The sequence below is a fragment of the Halorussus salilacus genome (assembly GCF_024138125.1).
Classification (GTDB): Archaea; Halobacteriota; Halobacteria; order Halobacteriales; family Haladaptataceae; genus Halorussus; species Halorussus salilacus.
In genome coordinates this window covers 2950022-2971156 of record NZ_CP099993.1, presented here as the reverse complement: position 1 = coordinate 2971156, position 21135 = coordinate 2950022, and the positions used below count along the sequence as shown (strand labels likewise).

Annotated in this window: 18 protein-coding genes; 8 read left to right on the top strand and 10 right to left on the bottom strand. The window is 66.5% G+C overall.

From position 1 onward, the window contains the following. The first annotated feature begins 365 nt into the window (after positions 1-365). From NGM10_RS15295 to NGM10_RS15290, 3 genes are all read left to right on the top strand, one after another. Positions 366-2624, top strand: coding sequence for a PKD domain-containing protein (locus NGM10_RS15295; RefSeq protein WP_253480263.1), 2259 nt, complete (start codon positions 366-368; stop codon positions 2622-2624). A 135-nt stretch (positions 2625-2759) separates the two neighbouring features. Next, a complete protein-coding gene (locus tag NGM10_RS18220; RefSeq protein ID WP_438267171.1) occupies positions 2760-2939 on the top strand; it encodes a DUF7556 family protein in 180 nt (59 codons plus the stop codon). 274 nt (positions 2940-3213) lie between these two features. Further along, complete coding sequence (locus NGM10_RS15290) at positions 3214-3414, top strand: XapX domain-containing protein (RefSeq protein WP_253480261.1); 201 nt, start codon at positions 3214-3216, stop codon at positions 3412-3414. A 42-nt stretch (positions 3415-3456) separates the two neighbouring features. Here the strand turns inward: NGM10_RS15290 and NGM10_RS15285 are convergent, their stop codons facing one another. Then, a complete protein-coding gene (locus NGM10_RS15285) occupies positions 3457-4755 on the bottom strand; it encodes a 5'-deoxyadenosine deaminase (RefSeq protein ID WP_253480259.1) in 1299 nt (432 codons plus the stop codon). 125 nt (positions 4756-4880) lie between these two features. On the opposite strand from NGM10_RS15285, the gene NGM10_RS15280 reads away from it, so the two are divergent. Further along, a complete protein-coding gene (locus NGM10_RS15280) occupies positions 4881-5243 on the top strand; it encodes a DUF8062 family protein (RefSeq protein WP_253480257.1) in 363 nt (120 codons plus the stop codon). Positions 5244-5522: 279 nt separating this feature from the next. Here the strand turns inward: NGM10_RS15280 and NGM10_RS15275 are convergent, their stop codons facing one another. The 6 genes from NGM10_RS15275 to NGM10_RS15250 all read right to left on the bottom strand — a co-directional run bounded on the left by NGM10_RS15275 (position 5523) and on the right by NGM10_RS15250 (position 11610). After that, on the bottom strand, positions 5523-7361 hold the full coding sequence (locus NGM10_RS15275; protein WP_253480255.1) for an FAD-binding protein: 1839 nt from the start codon (positions 7359-7361) through the stop codon (positions 5523-5525). 3 nt (positions 7362-7364) lie between these two features. Continuing rightward, positions 7365-8246 (bottom strand): succinate dehydrogenase/fumarate reductase iron-sulfur subunit, encoded by an 882-nt coding sequence (locus NGM10_RS15270; RefSeq protein WP_253480253.1) that lies wholly within the window; start codon positions 8244-8246, stop codon positions 7365-7367. A 1-nt stretch (position 8247) separates the two neighbouring features. Beyond that, entirely contained in the window at positions 8248-8613 is a 366-nt protein-coding gene (locus NGM10_RS15265; protein ID WP_253480250.1) for a succinate dehydrogenase/fumarate reductase transmembrane subunit, read from the bottom strand. A 1-nt stretch (position 8614) separates the two neighbouring features. Continuing rightward, positions 8615-9007 (bottom strand): succinate dehydrogenase, cytochrome b556 subunit, encoded by a 393-nt coding sequence (gene sdhC, locus NGM10_RS15260; protein ID WP_253480247.1) that lies wholly within the window; start codon positions 9005-9007, stop codon positions 8615-8617. Between the two features lie 98 nt (positions 9008-9105). Then, complete coding sequence (locus NGM10_RS15255; protein WP_253480244.1) at positions 9106-10422, bottom strand: dicarboxylate/amino acid:cation symporter; 1317 nt, start codon at positions 10420-10422, stop codon at positions 9106-9108. A gap of 123 nt (positions 10423-10545) precedes the next feature. Further along, complete coding sequence (locus NGM10_RS15250) at positions 10546-11610, bottom strand: succinylglutamate desuccinylase/aspartoacylase family protein (RefSeq protein WP_253480241.1); 1065 nt, start codon at positions 11608-11610, stop codon at positions 10546-10548. Positions 11611-11737: 127 nt separating this feature from the next. On the opposite strand from NGM10_RS15250, the gene NGM10_RS15245 reads away from it, so the two are divergent. Together NGM10_RS15245 and NGM10_RS15240 are read left to right on the top strand one after the other, a co-directional pair. Beyond that, complete coding sequence (locus tag NGM10_RS15245; protein WP_253480238.1) at positions 11738-13117, top strand: ATP-grasp domain-containing protein; 1380 nt, start codon at positions 11738-11740, stop codon at positions 13115-13117. A gap of 112 nt (positions 13118-13229) precedes the next feature. Continuing rightward, entirely contained in the window at positions 13230-13820 is a 591-nt protein-coding gene (locus tag NGM10_RS15240) for a DNA-3-methyladenine glycosylase family protein (RefSeq protein WP_368408634.1), read from the top strand. Positions 13821-13868: 48 nt separating this feature from the next. Here NGM10_RS15240 and NGM10_RS15235 read toward each other — a convergent pair whose 3' ends face one another. Further along, on the bottom strand, positions 13869-14240 hold the full coding sequence (locus NGM10_RS15235) for a DUF7344 domain-containing protein (RefSeq protein WP_253480235.1): 372 nt from the start codon (positions 14238-14240) through the stop codon (positions 13869-13871). Positions 14241-14627: 387 nt separating this feature from the next. After that, positions 14628-17111, bottom strand: a complete 2484-nt coding sequence (locus tag NGM10_RS15230) for a beta-alanine-activating enzyme beta-propeller domain-containing protein (RefSeq protein WP_253480232.1) — start codon at positions 17109-17111, stop codon at positions 14628-14630. Positions 17112-17737: 626 nt separating this feature from the next. On the opposite strand from NGM10_RS15230, the gene NGM10_RS15225 reads away from it, so the two are divergent. After that, positions 17738-18376, top strand: coding sequence for a hypothetical protein (locus NGM10_RS15225; RefSeq protein WP_253480229.1), 639 nt, complete (start codon positions 17738-17740; stop codon positions 18374-18376). 69 nt (positions 18377-18445) lie between these two features. Continuing rightward, positions 18446-18913, top strand: a complete 468-nt coding sequence (locus tag NGM10_RS15220) for a hypothetical protein (protein WP_253480226.1) — start codon at positions 18446-18448, stop codon at positions 18911-18913. Positions 18914-18985: 72 nt separating this feature from the next. Here the strand turns inward: NGM10_RS15220 and katG are convergent, their stop codons facing one another. Beyond that, positions 18986-21127 carry a catalase/peroxidase HPI gene (gene katG / locus NGM10_RS15215; RefSeq protein WP_253483884.1) on the bottom strand — a complete coding sequence of 714 codons (2142 nt, stop codon included), beginning with the start codon at positions 21125-21127 and terminating at the stop codon, positions 18986-18988. Between the last annotated feature and the right edge of the window lie 8 nt (positions 21128-21135).

Genomic DNA, 21135 nt, shown 5'->3' with positions numbered 1-21135 from the left:
CGGCCGACAGCTACCGAACCCGACCCCGTCGGGGATTCGTCGGCGAACGCGACGGTCGAGCGACCGAGAGAGGCCGATTCCTGTCCGGGCGGATCGGACTCCCGACCCGACGAATCGGCCCACGGAACCCACGAACCGGCCCACGGAACTCACGAACCGGCCCGAGAAACCCGGTTTCAGACGCCGCTTACCTCCGAGTCAGACGGCGTATAACAAAGGCGCTTATCGGGATACACTGGAAGTAACGTTCGCTCCGGCGAGCCTAGTCCGGAGGAGCGAGAATAACGTCCGAATACTTCCGGACAACGACTCGATACCATGCACCCGAACCACGAGACGACGACCCACGGACGGAGGTACAGGCCATGAGACGAGCGCTCGCGAGCGTCCTGCTGGTGGTGTTGGTGGCGTCGGCTCCGGCGGTCGGAACCGTATCGACCGCGCCGTCGAGTACGCCCGCGGCCGCGCAGTCGGCCGCCAACACCGACGCCCCCGAACCCCCCGAACGCTGGAACGCCACGGTCGGCGGGGGCGGCGACGACAAGCTCACGAACGGCGTGAAGACCGACGAGGGCTACCTGGTCGTCGGCTGGACCGACAGCGACACGTCCGACGGTGCCGACGACGGTTACGTCGCGATGGTGGACGAGAGCGGCCGCACCACATGGGAGCGAGCCTTCGGCGGCGACGGGGCCGACCGGCTCTTCGACGTGAAACGGGTCGACGGCGGCTACCTGCTCGCCGGGTACACGGCCGATGACGGCTCCGAGCGGGACGGCTGGGTGATGAAGATAGACGAGGAAGGCGAGCGCCAGTGGGAGCGGACCTACGGCGAGGACGGCTCCTCGGCGTTCTGGTCGCTGGAGACCGACGGCGACGCGATATACGCGGGCGGCTGGCAGGACGACGGCAACGCCGAAGCCTGGCTGATGGAACTCGACGCCGACGGCGAGGAGGTCTGGAGCGAGACCTACGACACCCTGCGCTCCGGTTCCGACGAGTACGTCAACTCCATCTTCGCCGACGACGACGGCCTCCTGCTCACCGGGACCATCGAGAGCAGCACCTACGACCCCTCCGACGCGTGGGTGCTGAAGGTCGACGGCGAGGGCGAGGTCAGGTGGGAAGAGGAGTACGGCGGCACCGACGTAGATCGGGTCCACGACGCGGCCGCGACCGACGACGGCGGCTACGTCCTCGCGGGACGGACCGCCAGCCACGGCGAGGACGGCGAGGACGGCTGGCTGCTGAAGATCGACGGCGAGGGCGACCAGCAGTGGGACCGGACCTACGGGACCGAGCGCGACGACGCCTTCTACGGCGTGCTGGCCGAGGAGGACGGCTACGTCCTCACGGGCGCGAAACACAAGCTCGACGAGCGCGGTGCCGACGGTTGGGTGATTCGCGCCGACGAGAGCGGTAGCAAACAGTGGGAGCAGACGTACGGAAACGACAACTGGGACAAGTTCTGGCCCGCCATCGAGGGCCACGACGGCGGCTACCTCGCGGTCGGCGACTCCACCAGCTTCTCGGAGAACCAAGACGGCTGGCTGGTCCGGGTCGGCGGCCCGGCCGCCGCCGCCATCGAGGACGCCGACGAGAACGCCACGGGCACCACGGTCGAACTCGACGGCTCGCCGGTCCGGACGGTGACGCTGGCCGACGCGAACGCTTCGGGCGTCCTCACGGTCTCGGAGGAGGCCGACCTCTCGGCGGTCTCGCCGCCGGGCGAACCGGTCTACGCCGTGAACGTCTCCGGCCCCGACTCGGTCGAGAACGACTCGGCGACCGTCGAGTTCTCGGTCCCGACCGACGCGGGCGAGGTCGAGGACCTCCGGGTCGCCCAGCGCAGCGACGAGGGGTGGGCGGTCCTCGAAACCGAGATGGTCTCGGAGGGCAACGACACGGCGGTCCTGTCGGCGCAGGCGAACGGTTCGGCGACGCTCGCGGTGACCGAGGTCGAAGCGCCCAGCGCCGACATCGACCTCGACGAGTCGGTGCCGGTCGGCGAGTCGGCCGCGCTGAGCGCCGAGGGGTCGAGCGCCCAGAACGGCTCGCTCGACGCCTACGAGTGGACGGTCGGAGACGAGACCGACGACGGCGAGACGGCCGAGGTCAGCTTCGAGGACCCCGGCGAGCGCGAGGTCGAACTCACCGTGACCGACGCGGCCGGGCTGACCGACACCGAGACCGCGACGCTGGTGGTCAACGACGAGCCCGCGGTGAGCGTCGAGGCGCCCGACTCGGTGACGGTCGGCGACGCCGCGACCTTCTCGGCCGACGTGGACAACGAGGTCGGCAACGCGACGGTGACGTGGGAGTTCGGCGACGGCGAGGTGACCGGCGAGGAGGTCGAACACAGCTTCGGTTCGACCGGCACGCAGACCGTGACCGTGGTGGTCGAGGACGAGTACGGCGCGACCGCGACCGAGGAGGTCGAAGTCGAGGTCGCCTCGCAGGACGACGCCGAGACCAACGACAGCGAGACCGAGACGACCGACGGTGGCGATACCGACGGGAGCGATACCGAGACGACCGACGGCGACATCCCCGGCTTCGGCGTGACCGCGGCGCTCGTCGCGCTGCTGGCGGCCGCGCTGGCCGCCGCGAGGCGGGCGTCGTAACGAGCCGTTACCCACCGTTTCACGCCGTTCGAAACCGCGATAACGTCCGGTTACTGGCGCAACGGTGGTGAATACTAAATAGGAACCCGCGGCAAGAGCGACCACGACCGACCCACCGAATCACGGTGATCTACCCTGAGTTGGACCATCCCATCCGCAGACGAACTGGACGAATCGTTCGAAGACGGCGACGTGCTGTTCGGCGTCGACACCGACGCCGACGACCCGACCACCGTCATCGCCGACGTGTCGAACGACGACGCGTGGCTCGCGATGCCCTACGAGGAGTCACACACCCTCTCGCAGTGGCGGTGAGCGGTCGCCGGAGGCGACCGCTCACGTCGTCGGCTTGCCGACGGAAGTGAGCGCGAGCGGAGCGAGCGCGAATCTCGCCGAGTATTCTCGGCGGCGGTGAGCGGTCGCCGGAGGCGACCGCTCACGTCGTCAGTATTTCTGACGGAAGTGAGCGCGAGCGAAGCGAGCGCGAATCTCGCCGAGGTTTCTCGGCGGTGGTGAGCGGTCGCCGGAGGCGACCGCGAGCGTAGCGAGAGGGAATCGCCTTTATCTCCTCGGCCCCGACCGTAGCCGTATGGACGCAGTTCTCACCCTGTTCGCACTCCTGACCGGACTGCTCACGGGCGCGCTGTTTCACGCGCTCAACATCCCCATCCCCGCGCCGCCCGAACTCCCCGGGCTGATGGGTATCGTCGGCATCTACGTCGGATACCGGCTGGTGGAGATGCTGGGAATCAGCTTCGACCTGCTGTCTGCGCTGGGTCTGTCGGGGTAGCGACGCCGGGTCTCCCGGGGGAAGGATGCCGGACCAATCGGGCTAGTCGGCGACCGGCACCTCGTACTCGCTGGCCTCGCGCCGGACGCGCTCGGCGTCGATTCGGACGTGTTCGCCGTCGTCGTACAGCACCTCCCCGTCGACCATCGTGAACTCCACGTCGTCGCCGTGGGCCGCGAACACGAGGTGCGAGAGGATGTCGTGCAGCGGCGTGGCCCGGGTGAGGTCGGTCGTGAGTCCCACGACGTCGGCCTTCCACCCGGGTGCGAGTCGGCCGACCTGCTCGAATCCGGCGGCGCGCGCACCGTTGACTGTCGCCATCTCGAAGACCGTCCGGGCCGGGAGCGTGGTGGGGTCGAGGTCCTCGACCTTCTGGAGGAGGCTGGCCTGTCGCATCTCGGTGAACGGGTCGAGGGTGTTGTTACAGGGCGGGCCGTCGTTGCCGAGCGCGACGTTGATGCCCCGGTCGAGGTAGTCCGGAATCGGCGCGACCCCCGAGGCGAGCTTCATGTTCGAGGAGGGGCAGTAGGTGACGTGGGTGCCGGTCTCGGCCAGCACCTCGCGCTCGCTCTCGTCGGTCCAGACGCAGTGGGCCAGCACCACGTCCTCGCCCGTCAGGCCGACCTCGTCGAGCCAGTGGACGTTGCGCATCCCGGTGTCGTCCTCGACCGTCGCCACCTCGTCGCGGTTCTCGCTGGCGTGGGTGTGGATGCGCACGCCGTCGTACTCGTCGGCGAGGTCCCGGACGCCGCGCAGGCACTCCTCGGTACAGCTCACGGCGAATCTGGGCGTCAGGGCGTACTGAATCCGGCCGCCGCTGGTGTCGTGGTACTCCCGGATGAGGCGCTCGCTCTCGGCGAGCGCCTCGCCGGTGTCCTCCTCCAGTCCCTCGGGGGAGTCCTTGTCCATCAGGACCTTCCCGATGCGGCCCCGGATGCCGACCTCGCCCGCGGCCTCGAACGCCTCGTCGGCGTGGCGGACCGAGAGGTGGTCGATGGCGGTCGTGACGCCCGACTCGACGAGTTCGGCGTAGCCGAGTTCGGCCGCGATGCGCATCCCCTCGGCGTCGAGTCCGGCCTCCATCGGGAGGACGTAGTCGAACAGCCAGTCGAGCAGGGCGGTGTCGTCGGCGATGCCCCTGCCGAGCGACTGGACCGAGTGGACGTGTCCGCCGACGATTCCGGGCATCAGCACGTCGCAGGCCCGCCGGTCTTCGTCGGAGTACTGCTCGACCAGTTCGTCGCGCTCGCCGACCGCGACGATGCGGTCGCCCTCGACCACGAGTGCGCCGTCGTCGATGACTGTCTCCGCGTCGGCGACGACGGTTCCCTCCAGCAACATACCACCCTGCCAAAATACCGAGACCGAAAAATAGCTGGCGATTCCCCGGCGGTTCGTCGGACGCCCGCTCGCCCCGCGCCCGCGAAGCGAACAGCTTGAAAGGGCCGCGCGCGCTATCGGGACCCATGACCGACCGCGACGACGCCGGATTCTCGCCCGCCGAGTCCGAGATAGACGACACGCCCACCGTCACCTGCTCGCGTTGCGACCGCGAGTGGGACCTCGGGTACGAACTCGACGACCTCGGCGTGGGCAATCAGGCGGTCGAGCAGTTCGCGCTCGACCACCAGCGCCACACCGGCCACTTCCCCGACGGCATCGCGACGTGGCGCGCGACCTGCCGGAACTGCCCGGAAGCGGTCGAACGACTCTCGGAGGACGCCGCGCGACGCTGGGCCGAGACCCACGCGCGCCACACCCGCCACAGCGTCGAACTCCGTCACGCGACCGACGAGGAGACGGCGATTGTCGGCGAGGAAGACCGCTGAGCGGTTTCGGGTTTGTCTCCACGTTCCACGCCACAGCGAGCCGAAGGCTCGCGCACTAGCTTCAGTACCACGAGCGAGGCGATTTCGGGCCGCCGAGCGGCCCGAAATCGCCGAGCGAGTGGCCCTTTTTTGGTCTCTTCGTGAGCGAAGCGAACGAAGGCTCGCGGGAGTTTACTCCCGCGGTGCAGATTTTTTCGAGGAGGGTGGGCAAGCAGAGCAGACCGCGAAGCGGTCTGCTCTGCGCGCACCCGACGAAGAAAAAAGGGTGGAAGCGCGGTCTCAGTACGACCGCTCTTTCGGCTCGTACGCCTTCTCCTCGCCTTCGAGGATGACCGGCTTGTAGTAGAGCTCCGGGCGACCCTCGTTCCACGCCAGCATCGTGTGCTTGAGCCACTCGTCGTCCTTGCGCTCCTGATGTTCCTGTCGCCAGTGAGCGCCGCGGAACTCGTCGCGTGCGAGCGCGCCGAGCGTGATTGCCTCCGCGAGGTCGATGAGGTTGCGCATCTCGATGGTCTGGATGAGGTCGGTGTTGAACGTCCGCGAGGGGTCGGCGACGTACACGTCCTGATAGGCCTCCCGTACCTCCCGGATGTCTTCGAGCGCCTGCTTGAGGCCCTCCTCGTTCCGGAAGACGTTGACGTTCTGGGTCATCGACTTCTGGAGCTTCTCGCGGAGTTCGGCCTGCTGGACGCCCTCGTCCTTTTCGAGGAAGCGGTCCACGCGGGTCCGCTCGTTCTCGACCGCGCGCCGGACGACCTCTTCGCCGCTGGCGACCGCCGCGCCACCGTCGGCGACCGCGTCCTCGCTTCCGGTCTCGACCGCGCCGGGTTCGACCGGCGTGTCGAGGTCGTCCTCGCGCTCGAACTCCTCCGAGCGGCCGGTCTCTATCTCGGGCTCGCCGAGGTCGGTGCCCGCGGCGTGGCGGCCCGCGCGCGCGCCGAACACGATGAGTTCGGGCAGGGCGTTGCCGCCGAGTCGGTTCGACCCGTGGACCGACACGCAGGCACACTCGCCCGCGGCGTAGAGGCCGTCGATGCAGGTCTGGCCGTGCTCGTCGACCTCGATGCCGCCCATCGCGTAGTGCTGGCCGGGCTTGACCGGCATCGGCTCTTCGAGGCCGTCGACGCCCTCGAAGTCCCGGGCGAGGTGGAGGATGTTTTCGAGGCGGTCGGTGATGCGCTCCTCGCCGAGGTGGCGCATGTCGAGGTAGACGTACTCGTCGTTCACCCCGCGTCCGTTGTTGATCTCGGTGAGTTCCGCGCGCGAGACCACGTCGCGGGAGGCGAGTTCACCGGCGTTGTTCGCGTAGCCGTGTTCGAACATGAACCGCTCGCCCTCGCTGTTGTAGAGGATGCCGCCCTCCCCGCGGACGCCCTCGGAGATGAGGACGCCGGTCGAGGGGAGCGTGGTGGGGTGGAACTGGATGAACTCCATGTCCTCCAGCGGCGCGCCCGCCCGATAGGCCATCGCCGCGCCGTCGCCGGTGTTGGCGACCGCGTTGGTGGTGTGGTCGTACACCTGCCCGAGACCGCCGGTCGCGAGGACCACGCCGTTTCTCGCCCTGAAGCCCTCTATCTGACCGGTCTTGATGTCGTAGGCGACCACGCCGTGGCACTCCCGTTCGCTGGGGTCCTCGTCGTCCGTGACCGCCAACTGGGAGACGTACCACTCGTCGTACACCTGGATGCCGCGCTTTACCACCTGCTCGTACATCGTGTGGAGCATGTGGTGGCCGGTCTCCGCGCCAGCGTAGGTCGTCCGGGCGAACGAGAGCCCGCCGAACGGCCGCTGGGACACCGTGCCGTCGTCCTCGCGGGAGAACGGCATCCCCCAGTGTTCGAGCTGGATGGTCTCCTCGGGGCTGTCCTGCGCGAGGGTCTCGATGGCGGGGGCGTCGCCGAGGTAGTCCGACCCCTTCATCGTGTCGTAGGCGTGGAGTTGCCAGTCGTCGCCCTCGCGGAGCGCCGCGTTGATACCGCCTTCCGCCGCGCCGGTGTGACTGCGCACGGGGTGGAGCTTCGTGACGAGGGCGACGTCCGCGCCCTCCTCGTGGGCCGCGATGGCCGCTCGAAGTCCCGCGCCGCCCGCACCGACGACGAGTACGTCGTGTTCTTGCATGGTTTACCAGAACTTGAGGTTTTGTTTGACCGCTTCCCGCTTGAGTTCCTGGATGTGTTCGGTCAGCGGGATGTCCTTCGGACAGACGTTCGTGCAGGAGAACTGGGTCTGGCAGCGCCAGACGCCGTGTTCCTGGTCCAGCACGTTCATCCGGTGTTCCTTGAGGTCTTCTTCCTCGCGGTCGTCCATCGCGAACCGGTAGGCCTTGTTGATGGCCGCCGGGCCGAGATACTGATTGTCCCCGGCCGCGATGTTACACGAGGACATACAGGCTCCGCACCAGATGCACCGCGTCGACATCTTTATTTTCTCGCGGTTCTCCCGGGACTGGCGCTGTTCTTCGAGTTCGCCCTCGGGCGCGTCGCCCTGGAAGAAGGGTTCGACCGCGTGCATCTGGTCGTAGAAGTGCTCCATGTCCACGACGAGGTCCTTCACCACGTCCTGATGGGGCAACGGTTCGACCCGGACCGGGTGGTCGAGGTCCGAGATCTGGGTCTGACACCCGAGTCGCTGGCGGCCGTTGATGAACAGCGCGTCCGACCCGCAGACCGCCTGCCGACACGAGTGTCGGAAGGTCAGCGTGGTGTCGTAGTGGTCGCGGGCGTAGATGAGCGCGTCCAGCACCGTCATCCCCTTCTCGCGGGGAATCCGAAAGTCGTCGAACCGGGGTTCCATCTTCCCCTCGACCTCGGGGTCGTAGCGGAACACCTTCAGCCGGAACGACTCGCCCTCGACGTCGCCGACGGGGCCGGTCGCGGCCGCTCGCTCGCGACCGGCGTCGCGCTCGGCGCGACGCCGGTCGCCGGGCGACTCCCGCTCTGCGGGTGCTACCTCTGTGGCTTCGGTCTCGGTCTCCTCTGGTTCCTCTTGAATCTGTGTACTCATGTTACATCACTCCGGACATTACGAGCGCGACGTAGATACCCTGCGCGGCGAGCGCGACCGCCGCGACGCCGAGCACGGCCTGAACGACGCGCTTTTTCGTCCCGGTCAGTCCCTGGTTCAGGAGCGCGGCGTAGACGCCGTTGACGCCGTGGAACGTCGCGGTCAGCAGGAACAGTACCATCGTGAGGAGGTAGCCCCACTCGCTCATCCGGGCCTGAGTCCCCGCGAACGTGACCTCCGAGGCGTGGTTGACGAAGTGAAGCAGGAAGAAGTGGAACGCCAGTACCACGACGAGGAACGCCGCGGTGACGCGCTGGAGAAGCCACGAGGTGCTACCGCTCCGGAACGACGAGTAGCGTTCGGCCATCTCAGAACGCCCCCTCCAGGAAGGTGGGAATGCTCGCCAACACGATGATGGCGGTGACTAGCAGCGACGCGTAGAAGCTCTTGTCCTGGGCTTCGAGTCCGACGCCGAGGTCGACGAAAAGCAGGCGGACGCCGTTGAGAATGTGGAAGACGGCGACCGCGAGCAGACCGACCTCCATGACGCGGACCAGAAGCAGGCTTTCGAGCCCTTGAATCGTATCGGTGTACGCGTTCGCTCCAGCGGTGGCGGTACTCAGCACGGCGATGTGGGTGAACAGATAGCCGATGAGTACCCACCCGCTGAACTTGTGGAATATCCAGGCCCACATCCCGGCCGTGAACTCCCGCCACCGGCCGAAGTCTTCGACGAGGCCTCGATTGTACGATTGACTCATACTTGTCCGTTCGTGAGGTTGGACTGTGGGCAAATAGAAGTTACGAGAATCTTGCCCGGCGGAGCGGCGACGCTCGGACGACGGACCGAACCGTTCGGTCAGTCGTCGGAGGTGATCGCACCCGAGGTGTCGGAGTCGGCGACTCGGGACCACGCACCCGACTCGAAGTCGATGGCGTCGTTCCACTTCGCGGCGAGCGACGACACCGCGAGGTCGCCCGTGACGTTGTTCATCGTGGCGATGCGCCCGAGTATCGGGTCGACCCCCGCGACGAAGCCGACGATTTCGAGCGGCAGACCCAGCGCTTCGAGGATGATAGTGAGCATGATGAGGCCCGCACCGGGGACCCCCGCGGTCCCGACGCTGATGAGGACCACGGTCGCCAGCACCACGACCTGATCGCCGAGACCGAGCGGAACCCCGACCAAGTTAGCGGCGAACACTGCCGTCACCGCCTGTCGGATGGCCGCGCCGTCCATGTTGATCGTCGCGCCCAGCGGGAGCGAGAAGCCGTAGACGCTCTCGTCTATCTTGAGGTTGTCCTCGGCGTCGGCGATGGTCACCGGGAGCGTGCCGCTCGACGACCGGATGGAGAACGCCGTCACCATGGCGTCCTTCGCGCCGTCGAGGAACGCGAGCGGCGATTGACCCAGCAGCCCCGCGACGATGAGTCCGAGGTAGGTGACCGCGATGTGAACGACGATGCCGATTGCGATGGCACCGACGAGCGTCGCCAGCGAGAGCGCGGCCCCGACGCCCGTCTCGCCGAGCGACGCCGCCGTCAGCGCGAACACGCCGACGACGCCGTACTCCATCACTCCCCAGACGATCTTGAACAGCGCCTTCGTCCCCGCGTTCACCAGCGAGAAGAACGTCTCCGCACCCTCGCGGACCGCCTCCTCGTCGGCGGTGTCGCGGACCAGCGCGAGCGCGAGTCCGAACACGACCGCGAAGAAGATGGTCGGCAGGAGTTCGCCAGCCGCCATCGCCGAGAGCGGGTTCTCGGGCACGATTCCGAGGACCACCTCTGCGACCGACGGGGCCTCCGCCGACTGGGGCTCCCCGCCCGTGAACTCCACGCCGGTTCCGGGCTGGACGATGTTCGCGACCGTCAGCCCCACGACCGCCGCGATGGCGGTCGTGGCCGCGTAGAGACCGACCACGGTGCCGCCGACCCGCCCGAGTTTCGACGGCGAGAGCTTCGCCATCCCCGAGAGGAGCGTGAACACGACCAGCGGGACCACCAGCATCCCGAGCAGGTCGAGGAAGAGGTCGCCCAGCGGTTGCAGGACGGTCGCCCGCTCGCCGACCAGTAGCCCGACGAACGCGCCGAGCAGGAATCCGGCCGATATTCGATACACTATCGGCACCGAGCGATACCGGTGCCAACCGCGACGAAGTGTTCTTCGTGGCATCTCGCCCGACGCTTGGGAGCGGTCCCATCAATCGATGGCGGTAACGACCACACTCACCGGTAGCTGTGACCCGACTGCCCGACTACTGGCGGCGCGCAACTGCTAGCGGCCCACGACCGCCGCCTACCTTGTCTCGGGCGGCGGGGCGAGTTCGCCCTCGCCCTCCGAACCGCCGCGCGCCCGGTCGCGCTTGAGCGCCCGCCGGGTGTCGGCTTCGAGTTCGACCATGTGACACAGCGGGTTCCCGGGGTAGACCACGGGGTTCTCCAGCACGCCGACGAGCAGGCCGGTGAAGGGTGCCCGGACGCGCTCGGTGTCGGTCTTGAAGGGGTTGGTGATGGTGCAGATGACGTCGCCCTCGTAGACCAGCGAGCCGCGGTCGTGGTGCATCTCCACGAGACCGCCCGCGTCGGCCCGGAGCCACGTCTTCTCCTTGTCCTCGTCGATGACGGTCCGCCACCCCGGCCACTTGACCGACTCGGTCCGGTGAACGCCGTACTCCGCGAGCACGCTCTCGACGCCTTCGAGCCCGCGGTTGATGAACTCGCGCTGGAACCGGTGGGCCTCGCCCATCTCGATGGTGATGGTGGGCGTGCCGTACTCGCTGGCCTCCCGGCGGAGCGCGCCGGTCGGCCCCTCCGAGGAGATGATGACGTTCGACCCGAACGCCTTCGCGAGGCGGGCCACGTCGGGGTCGTTCATGTTCGCCCGGACGTGGAGCATGTTCGTTCGCCCGCGCGTGGACGTGTGGAAGTCGAGGCCCACGTCGCAGGGCGCGAGGAAGTTTCGGAATATCTGGTGGGCCATCCGCTTGGCGCTGGTCGAGTCGGGACGACCCGGGAACGACCGATTCAGGTCGCGGTCGTAGATGGGGAGGTAGCGCTCCTGAGCGATGAAGCCCGGAACGTTCAGCACGGGGAGACAGACCAGCGTGCCACAGAGCTCGTCGTGGTTCCACTCGTGGGCGACCTCCCGGACGACCTCGATGCCGTTGAGTTCGTCGCCGTGGGCCGCCGCCGACAGGAACACGGTCGGACCCGGCTCCTCGCCGTTTACGATGGTGACGGGGATGCGAACCGGGTCGCCCAGATACGTCTCGCTGATGCCGTAGCGGATGTTCTGGGTCTCGCCCGGCTCGACGATGCCGCCGTTGTACGTGAACGCGCCGTCCGCATCCGACCCGGCCATGTCACCCACTCGGACCGCGCCGTATATAAATACGCGGCAGTCGGTCGGCGGCCTCGAACGTCTTGGAACGCCGTCACGACGCGTCTGTGTGGCTTTTTAAGGGATGGCGTACAATGTCCGAACACAAATGAGCAAGGACGGTTCCGGGGTCGGCGTGGGCGTTCTCAGTCTGCACAACAGCAAGGAGACGAAGGCGATTCTGAACGCGCTGGAGGACCTCGGCCATCACCCCGAGTGGCTGCGCGAGGAGAACACCGCGGTCAGCATCGAGGACGGGACGGTCGACTTCGAACCCGAGGTCGACATCGTGATAAACCGGCTTCTCCTCTCGAACACCGAACAGCCCTCCGAGGCGCTGGGACTCGCCAAGATATACGACTCCGCTCTACCGGTGATAAACCCCCCGAGCGCGGTGATGACCGCCATCCACAAGTTCTCGGCGGCGACCGCGCTCGCCGACGCCGGGATTCCGGTGCCCGACGCCCTGCTCGCGCTGTCGAACGACCGCCTCAACGACGGCCGAGGGGACTTCGGCGAGGAGGCGGTCTACAAGACGGCCATCGGGACCCACGGCGGCGGGACGTGGAAGGTCGGGCCCGACGAACTCGTCAACCCCCGGGTGGGCGACCGGCAGGCGTTCCTCCAGGAGCTCATCGAGCGCGACGAGGGCGAGCACCGCGACCTCCGGGTGTACGTCGTCGGCGACCGCATCGTCGGCGCGATGAACCGATACGCGCCCGACAACGACTGGCGGACCAACGTCGCGCTGGGCGGCGCGGTCGAGAACGCGACCGAGAACCTCCCGCGGGAGGTCGCCGACATGGCGCGCGAGGCCGCCGACACCATCGGGCTCGACTGCGCGGGCGTCGACCTCATCGAGGGCCACGACGGCTGGTACGTCCTCGAAGTCAATCCCACCGCGGGATTCAAGGGGCTGTTCCAGGCGACCGGCCGGAGCCCCGCGCCCTACATCGCACAGCTCGCGGTCGAGCGCGCTGGCGGCACCGTCGACGAGGCGCAGGTCGAGGACCTGTCGGCGACTCTCGACGACTCGGTGCCCGCATGCAAGCCCCGTCCCAAGGAGACCGGCCCGGCCGAACCCGTCGTCATCGGCTACACCGAGGAGGTCATCGTGAGCGGCACCAGCGGCTCAGAGAACGTCCTCGCCAAGTCCGACACCGGCGCAACCCGGACGAGCATCGACACCAAGCTCGCCGCCAAGATCGGCGCGGGACCCATCAAGAGCATCGCCCGCGTCAAGTCCGGGTCCAGCAAGTCGAGCAGGTCCCGGCCGGTCGTGGACGTGGTCGTCGGGGTCGGGGGCAACCGCCACACGGTGACCGCGAGCGTCGAGGACCGCGGCCACATGGACTACCCCGTCCTGCTGGGTCGGGACATCCTGAAGCACTATCAGGTCAACGTCCAGAAGCGCGTCGACCAGGAAGAGGAGACCGAGGAGGAAGAAGAGGAGGAAGAAGAGGAGGAAAAAGAGCGAGGAGCGGCGTAACCGACCGAACCGCCCCTTCGCCCTCGGTGGGGGCTCGACCGACGCCTTCGTGTCGGCAAGGCGCGACCGAGAGACATATTCCGCCGCCGTCCCTGCTACCACTACCGCGACCATGATGGAGGAGGCCATCCCCGTACTGCGAGAAGACCCCGTGATGGAGCGACTCATCGAGACCCACGACCCCCACACCGAGCGCGACTGGTCGGCGTACGAGCGGCTCGCGGTCTCGATAATCAACCAACAGCTCTCGACCGCGAGCGCAGAAGCCGTCCGGGGGCGGGTGTTCGACCTGCTCGACGGCGAGGTGGTGCCCGAGACCGTGCTCGCGGCCGACGAGCAGGCGCTGCGCGAGGCCGGGCTCTCCGGGAGCAAGGTCGCGTACCTCCGGAACGCCGCGCGGGCGTTCCGGCGCGACGACTACACCCGGGAAGCGCTCGCCGACCGCTCGGACGAGGAGGTCGTCGAACTGCTCACCGACATCACGGGAATCGGGGAGTGGACCGCCCAGATGTACCTCATCTTCGTCTTGAAGCGCGAGGACGTGCTCCCGCTCGGCGACCTCGCGATTCGGCGGGGTATCGAGCAGTTGTACGGCGAGGGCGACGGGATGACCCGCGCGGAGATGCGGGAGGTCGCCGAGCCGTGGCGTCCGTACCGCAGCGTCGCCACGCGCTACATCTGGGCGGAGTACGAGGCCGAGTAGCGTCACCGCCCTATGGGACGGCGGGGCCGAACGTCAGCGGGGACCGTCTCAGGCGACGTTCTCCTCGCAGGCGGCGAGGTCGAGGTACTCCGAGAGGGGCGACCCGTCGTTCGACGTGAGTCGGACGACGTTCGTCTCGGGGTCGAGCGCGACGACGCCAGCGCTCTCCAGGCGGGGAAGCTGGTTGTGGTAGAGGGCCGCGCGAACGCGTTTCTCGTCGGCACCGTCGTCCTCCCACGAAGCGACCTGCTCGGCGAGTTCTTCGAGGGTCACCGCACCACCTCGGCGTCGGAGAGCGTAGAGGACGTACCGTCGGCGGTGGTTCGAGAGGAGGTCGAGCGCGGCGTCTAGCTTGGGGGAGATGCCGCCGTCCTCCTTCGCGTACCCGTCGGACACGTCCGGGGAGTCCGCGTTCATCATGCGACTGTATCCGTGTACCGGGGGACAAAAAGTACTTCACCTAAACGATTAGGTTTCGTCGCGGGTAACGCTTAACCCCGGGGAGGAACTACGTCGTGACGCGTGCCTCAAGTCCCCGCCCGAGCAGTCCCACGCGGGAGCGATGACAGCGCGGAGAACCCGGGTGCGCGACAGACACGGGACCGTCACGCCCGAAGGTGACCGCCGCCGGTCGTTACCGGCTCGACGTTCGGCGTTGCACAGCAACGCCAGTTCACCGGCTACCGCCGGTTCACCAAGTCGTGGCGCTCCGCGCCACGCACGCCCGGCACGAGGGTTTGCCAGCCGACTCGGCGCGCCGCCACGGGATGACGCTGGAGGTTAGTGTTCCGGGCGACAGTATTCCACTCATCCGATAGCGTAGACGTTCTCGTCCCACGAGCCGAAGAAGGCGAATCCGTCGACGACCGCGAGACTTCCCTCGACGGCTCCGTTCGTCGAGAACTGCCACCGCTCTTCCCCGCTCTCGGCCGCTAACGCGTACACGAATCCGTCCCTGCTCCCGACGAGGACGGTGTCGCCGACGACGGTCGGACTGCTCCGAACCTCCGCACCCGTCTCGAAGCGCCAACGCGGGTCCCCGGTTTCGACGTCGTGCGCGTAGATCGACCCGTCATCGCTTCCGACGAAGACGGACTCGCTCGTCACCGTCGGACTGCCGTAGATCGGTGCGTTGGTCTCGACCGACCAGCGTTTTTCGCCGCTGTCAGCCGCTACTGCCGTCATTGCTCCACCGGCGTCGGTGACGAAGACCGTTCCGTCAGCGACTGCAGGACTACTGAACACCCGTTCTCGGGTGTCGAAGTGCCATCTCTCGGTCGCTCCGTTTCGCGCTACTGCATAGACGCGTCCGCCGAGATCACCGACGTATACGGTGTCTTCGACCACTGCCGGAGTAGTATCGACCGCGTCCTCGGTCTCGAACCGCCATCGTTCGGTCCCGTCTGCGACCGTCAACGCGTGGACGGCTCCGTGTACGCTTCCGACGTAGGCCGTCCCGTCCGCAACCGAGGGGCTACCGATGCGGTGGTCTCCGGACTCGAACCGCCACAGTTCAGTACCGCTGTCGGCCGCTAGCGCGAACATCGCTCCGTCGCTACTGCCGGTGAAGACAGCACCTTCGGCGACCGTTGGACTGCTGCCGACGACAGCCCCCGATTCGAACCGCCACCGCTCGTCGCCGGTGTCGGTCGCCAGTGCGTAGAGGTCCCTCGTCAGCCCGGTCATCACGTACACCGTGCCGTTTGCGACAGCGGGGCTACTACGAACGATGTCGTCTACGCTGAACCGCCATTGCTCCGTAACGCCCTCGGTCGGGAGACCCATTTCAGGAGGACTACCGGTTCGTGCACTGTCGAACTGAACGGTCGGCCAAGACGGTAGCGCTTCTCCGGGAGCGACCAGTGACTCCGACTCGAAGACACCCTCGTCGGTCGAGTACCGGACGCGAGTCACCCCTCGGGCGACCCGCTCGCCGTCCACGACGAGGTCGATGGCTCGTACCGCTCGGAGTGCAACCCCCCAGAAGGTCCCGGGCATGAATTCGAGCCTCATCGAGCCGGTGACAGTTGACGCTTCGAGGCGGCTCGAAGCGGGCTCGACGGTTCCCTCCCACGACTCGTCGGCGCGTAGCTCGTCGGCGACGAGGAAGCCGGTGATAGCAGTCACTGTCGCTCGGTCGCGGTTCGAGGAGATTTCCAGCGTTCCATTCTCCGTATCGATCTCGACGACCCCAGTTCCGAGTTTCGAGTCCTCGGAGATGAGCCCGGACGGATCCGGTAGCTCCCGGTTCAGTATCTCCGACGGGTCCCTCTCTGCTTCACCGATTGCGTGGACATGACCGCCGTCGCCTCCCACGAATATCGCGCCATCGACTACTGCCGGACTGCTTCGGATCGCGTCCTCGGTTTCGAGATGCCACCGCTCCTCGCCAGCATCGGCGTCGATTGCGTACAGTCGGCCGTCGTCGCTTCCGAGGAAAACCGTGCGTTCGGTCAACGCTGGACTGCTCGCCACGGGGCCATTCGTCCGGAACCGCCATCGCTCCTCCCCGCTCGCCGCGTCGAGTGCGAACACAGTACCGCCAGTCGTGGCGAGGTAGACGTCTCCGCGGTCGGTCGCGGGGCTCACCAGGACGGCCTCCCCCGCGTCGAAGCGCCACCGCTCGTCCCCGCGGTCGGTGGTCAACGCGTGGACGATACCGCCCGAATCCCCGACGTAGACGCTTCCATCGACGACGGTCGGACTACTCACGACTGGACCGTCGGCGTCGAATCGCCACCTCGGTTCGCCACTGCCAGCCGACAACGCGTAGACCGTCGTGTCGAGACTCCCGACGTAGACGGTTCCGTCGCCGACTGCGGGACTCCCCCAGATACGCCGCCCGGTTCGGAAGCGCCACTCTTCGTCGCCGCCCTCGGTCGCTATCGCGTACAACGCCCCGTCGTCGCTCCCGACGTAGACGGTTCCGTCGGCTACGACCGGGCTACTCCGGATCACACCCTCCGTCCGGACGGACCACTTTTCCCCGCCGTTCTCGGCGGTTATCGCGCGAATACGCTGATCGTCGCTTCCGACGTAAACCGTACCGTCGATAACTGCGGGGCTACTTCGTATCGGTCGTCCGGTTCGAAACCGCCACCGCTCATCACCTGCCGGAGTGAGGGCGTACAGCTGTCCGTCTTCGCTTCCGACGAACACAGCGTCGTCGGTTACCGCCGGACTGCTCGTTACCCCCCGGTTCGTTCGAAAACGCCAGCGCTCCCGGATTCGCTCTCTCGGTTCTCGGATGTCCGAGTCGTACCCCGTGTTTCCAACGTCGTGCTGGAACATCGGCCAACTTCGGTCCCGGTCCTCTACAGCTAAATTACGCTCGGATGCTAACCGATACCCTCTTTGGTCTTGTTCATTATAGGAAATACTAATCGATGGTATCGCGGTGAGAAACGAGCGACGCGAGACTTCTGAGAACTCACCCATACCACAAACCCTCTATTCCCTGCTTTTTAGATGTTGTATACAGTATTCCGGAGATACGGCAGAATTCCCAAAATACGTGTCAGGAATCTCTGTATACTCGGAGTGTATTGTAGGATTTGAGGATTACTATTGGGTCAAGGTCGCGTTACGTGCGCCAGGGAGATATCCGGGCGCGATAGGTATGTTTCAGCTGTTCACTCACTAATACCGGTGTCCCAAGGCGGTTTCCTGTCAGCAATTATGGCAGGACTAGATTCCAAATCACGTTGAAATCCGGTATTCTCATTTGTTAACGTTCAAGAAGTGGTTTTCAATTTGAACAAACTACCGGCACTAATAGCTACGTTCTCGTGAGTCGTATTGCAATGTCCGATGACCAATCCGACAACAGGGTCGATGGCATCGTACGGCGAAACCTGCTAAAGGGGTTCGGCGCGCTCGGACTTCTAGGTGCAGGTTCGAGCGTCGGTGACGTCGCGATGCAAACGGTGCGAGCGCAAGACGAACCGCTGACTGCGAACAACACCAGCCTCCGAGTGCTTCCGACCGACAGCTCCGAGGAACGACAGACCTACGAAGCGTCTCCCAACAGTCGGGCACGCGTGTTGCTGTCCGGCGACGTAACTCCCGACGGTGGAGCACCCGAAGACGACAGCGTCAAGTTAGCGTACCAGCTCTTCTTCGTGGAAACGTTGGAGGACGGCGAACTGGAGATGCGGCAACCGAGATTCGGTCAGGGACGTCCGCCCTGTTTCGCCGGGAACGTCGGCGTCTCCATAGAGACGGGTGACTTCGATCAGGAACACCTCTTCAACTTGGAACCGCTGGCCCCGCGACAGGGAGATCGGACTTCCTACACGGTCTACGCTATCGTCGCCGATCTCGGGGGTCTCGACGACGGAGAGGGCATCAGCGTCGAGGGGAACGTGTTCATGCTGGAAGACCAGTTCGAGGTCGCCGCGCCGGGAACCGCCGACACCACTTCGGAAGAAGAGACGACCGAGGAAGGCGAAGAGACGGCGACCGAAGAAGAAGAAGAAGAAGAAGAAGGCGAAGAGACGACGACCGAAGAAGAAGAAGAAGGCGAAGAGACGACGACCGAGGAGGGCGGAAGCTAGCGGTCTCTCTGCCGTCTCTTATCGAGCACTTGCTGTCGAACGGACAACAGTCAGCGTGAGTCGGTGACTATGAGCCGAGGCGAACACGAAACGGGCGAGAGCGCCCCGTCGATAGTCCTCGACTTCGTTACGACGGGAAGCGGCTTTTCGCCGGGCGAACGTCCGCCGTTCTCCCGAACCACCGTCTTCGAGGACCGACCGGAGAACACCGTAGACGTCGTACTCGCACTCGACCTCCCACCCGAAGCGACCGTCCCAATGGCGAATCAGGTGACGGTCGTGGAGAGAGACACCGGCCGCAACGGTGACCGGGCCGTCGTCGATACCAGGTGCGCCACCGAACGCGTAACTGCTGGCCGCGACGGAGCAGTACTACGGGGCCACCGTTTTAGCGTCCACGGTTTGGGCCCCGTCGGGACCGACCGCGCGGTCAACGAGTACGTGGCGATAGTCGTGTTGACCGACATGGGTGAGATGGCGACGACGACCGCGACGACCGATTTCAGCGTCCGGTCGTCGACTGGGAACCCGTCGTAGCCGTCGGTCGGACGAGACTACGAAACCGGGGGAGAACGGACTCGTCGACGAGGGCCGAGCCCTCGGTCGAGTTCACTCCAGGTCGAAGCGGTCGAGCGTCATCACCTTGTGCCACGCGTCCACGAAGTCGCGCACGAACTTCTCCTCGGCGTCGTCGGACGCGTAGACATCCGCGACGGCCCGGAGCCGGGAGTTCGAACCGAAGACGAGGTCGGCGCGAGTGGCCTCCCACTCGACCTCGCCCGTCTCGCGGTCGCGGACCTCGAAGGCGTCCTCGTCGTCCGAGACCGCGTCCCACTCGTAGTCCATGTCGAGCAGGTTCACGAAGAAGTCGTTGGTGAGCGTCTCCGACTCGTCGGTGAAGACGCCCCGGTCGGAGTCCCCGTAGGTCGCGTTCAGCGCGCGCATGCCGCCGACCAGGACCGTCATCTCGTCTATCGTCAGGTCGAGCAGGTCGGCTCTGTCCACGAGGATCTCCTCGGCCGGGCGCTCGGCCTCCTCGCCGAGGTAGTTACGGAATCCGTCGGCCTTCGGCTTGAGAGCCTCGAAGGACTCGACGTCGGTCTGCTCCTGAGAGGCGTCGGTTCGGCCCGGCTCGAACGGGACCTCTACGTCGTACCCGGCGTCCTTCGCGGCCTCCTCGACTGCGGCGTTGCCGCCCAGCACGATGAGGTCGGCCAGCGAGACCCTCGTCGCGTCGGATTGAGAGTCGTTGAAGTTCTCCTGGATATCTTCGAGGGTCGAGAGCACCGTCTCTAACTCCTCGGGCTCGTTGACCTCCCAGCTCCGCTGGGGTTCGAGCCGGATGCGGGCCCCGTTCGCACCGCCGCGCTTGTCGCTGTCGCGGTAGGTCGAGGCGGCGGCCCACGCGGTCTTGGCGAGCTGGGAGACCGACAGGTCCGAATCGAGAAGCTTCCCCTTGAGGTAGCCGACCTCCTCATCGCCGATGGTGTCGTAGTCGGCGTCGGGGAGCGGGTCCTGCCACAGCATCTCCTCGTCGGGGACCTCCGGACCGAGGAACCGGGACGGCGGGCCCATGTCGCGGTGGGTCAGCTTGTACCAAGCCTTCGCGAAGGCCTGCTGGAACTCGCGGGGATTCTCCTGGAAGCGTTCGAGAATCTCCCGGTAGTCCGGGTCGCGCTTCAGCGCGACGTCGGTCGTCAGCATCATCACGTCCTCCGTCTCCGAGGGGTCCTCGACGCCCGGCGCGGCGTCGTCGAGTTCGCCGTTCTGCGTGGTCCACTGCCACGCGCCGCCGGGACCCTTCTCGGGCCACCAGTTGTAGTTCAGCAGGCTGTCGATGTAGCCCATGTCCCACTGGGTCGGCGTGGTGTTCCACGGCCCCTCGATGCCGCTGGTGATGGTGTCGGCACCCTTCCCGGAGCCGTGGTCGCTCTTCCAGCCGAGGCCCTGCTCCTCGATGGGAGCGGCTTCGGGCTCGGGACCGACGTGTTCGTCGGGGTCGTCGGCACCGTGGACCTTCCCGAACGTGTGTCCGCCAGCGATGAGCGCGGCCGTCTCCTCGTCGTTCATCGCCATCCGGCCGAACGACTCGCGGATGTTCTCGGCCGACGCTTCGGGGTCGGGTTCGCCGTCGGGTCCCTCGGGGTTCACGTAGATGAGCCCCATCACGGTGGCACCGAGACCCTCCTGAAGTTCGCCCTCGTCGTCGAAGCGCTCGGAGGCCTCCCACTCGTCCTCGGGCCCCCAGTCGGCCGCCTCGTCGGGCGCGAAGTCGTCCTCGCGCCCGCCAGCGAAGCCGAACGTCTCGAAGCCCATCGACTCCAGAGCGACGTTCCCGGCCAGAATCAGCAGGTCGGCCCACGAGAGCTTGCGGCCGTACTTCTGCTTGACCGGCCAGAGGAGTCGGCGAGCCTTGTCGAGGTTCGCGTTGTCGGGCCAGCTGTTGATGGGCGCGAGTCGCTGTCTGCCGCCCGACGCGCCGCCCCGGCCGTCACCGGTGCGGTAGGTTCCGGCGCTGTGCCACGCCATCCGGATGAAAAGCGGGCCGTAGTGGCCGTAGTCGGCGGGCCACCAGTCCTCCGACGTGGTCATCACCGCTTCGAGGTCGGCCTTCACCTCTTCGAGGTCGAGCGTGCGGAACTCCTCGGCGTAATCGAAGTCCTCGTCCATCGGGCTGTCGTCGCGGGCGTTCTGGTCGAGGGGCCGCAGGTTCAACCGATTCGGCCACCACTCCTGATTCGATCCGGTCATCATCGGTG

What these genes read in the sequence shown, in the direction of transcription:
- NGM10_RS15220 (WP_253480226.1), top strand. Translation starts at nt 18,446, where the DNA reads ATGAGCCGAGGCGAACACGAAACGGGCGAGAGCGCCCCGTCGATAGTC.
- NGM10_RS15290 (WP_253480261.1), top strand. Translation starts at nt 3,214, where the DNA reads ATGGACGCAGTTCTCACCCTGTTCGCACTCCTGACCGGACTGCTCACG.
- NGM10_RS15265 (WP_253480250.1), bottom strand. Translation starts at nt 8,613, where the DNA reads ATGGCCGAACGCTACTCGTCGTTCCGGAGCGGTAGCACCTCGTGGCTT.
- NGM10_RS15225 (WP_253480229.1), top strand. Translation starts at nt 17,738, where the DNA reads ATGCAAACGGTGCGAGCGCAAGACGAACCGCTGACTGCGAACAACACC.
- NGM10_RS15230 (WP_253480232.1), bottom strand. Translation starts at nt 17,111, where the DNA reads ATGTTCCAGCACGACGTTGGAAACACGGGGTACGACTCGGACATCCGA.
- NGM10_RS15255 (WP_253480244.1), bottom strand. Translation starts at nt 10,422, where the DNA reads ATGCCACGAAGAACACTTCGTCGCGGTTGGCACCGGTATCGCTCGGTG.
- NGM10_RS15250 (WP_253480241.1), bottom strand. Translation starts at nt 11,610, where the DNA reads ATGGCCGGGTCGGATGCGGACGGCGCGTTCACGTACAACGGCGGCATC.
- NGM10_RS15245 (WP_253480238.1), top strand. Translation starts at nt 11,738, where the DNA reads ATGAGCAAGGACGGTTCCGGGGTCGGCGTGGGCGTTCTCAGTCTGCAC.
- sdhC (WP_253480247.1), bottom strand. Translation starts at nt 9,007, where the DNA reads ATGAGTCAATCGTACAATCGAGGCCTCGTCGAAGACTTCGGCCGGTGG.
- NGM10_RS15295 (WP_253480263.1), top strand. Translation starts at nt 366, where the DNA reads ATGAGACGAGCGCTCGCGAGCGTCCTGCTGGTGGTGTTGGTGGCGTCG.
- NGM10_RS15275 (WP_253480255.1), bottom strand. Translation starts at nt 7,361, where the DNA reads ATGCAAGAACACGACGTACTCGTCGTCGGTGCGGGCGGCGCGGGACTT.
- NGM10_RS15285 (WP_253480259.1), bottom strand. Translation starts at nt 4,755, where the DNA reads ATGTTGCTGGAGGGAACCGTCGTCGCCGACGCGGAGACAGTCATCGAC.
- NGM10_RS15240 (WP_368408634.1), top strand. Translation starts at nt 13,230, where the DNA reads ATGATGGAGGAGGCCATCCCCGTACTGCGAGAAGACCCCGTGATGGAG.
- NGM10_RS15270 (WP_253480253.1), bottom strand. Translation starts at nt 8,246, where the DNA reads ATGAGTACACAGATTCAAGAGGAACCAGAGGAGACCGAGACCGAAGCC.
- katG (WP_253483884.1), bottom strand. Translation starts at nt 21,127, where the DNA reads ATGACCGGATCGAATCAGGAGTGGTGGCCGAATCGGTTGAACCTGCGG.
- NGM10_RS15235 (WP_253480235.1), bottom strand. Translation starts at nt 14,240, where the DNA reads ATGATGAACGCGGACTCCCCGGACGTGTCCGACGGGTACGCGAAGGAG.
- NGM10_RS15280 (WP_253480257.1), top strand. Translation starts at nt 4,881, where the DNA reads ATGACCGACCGCGACGACGCCGGATTCTCGCCCGCCGAGTCCGAGATA.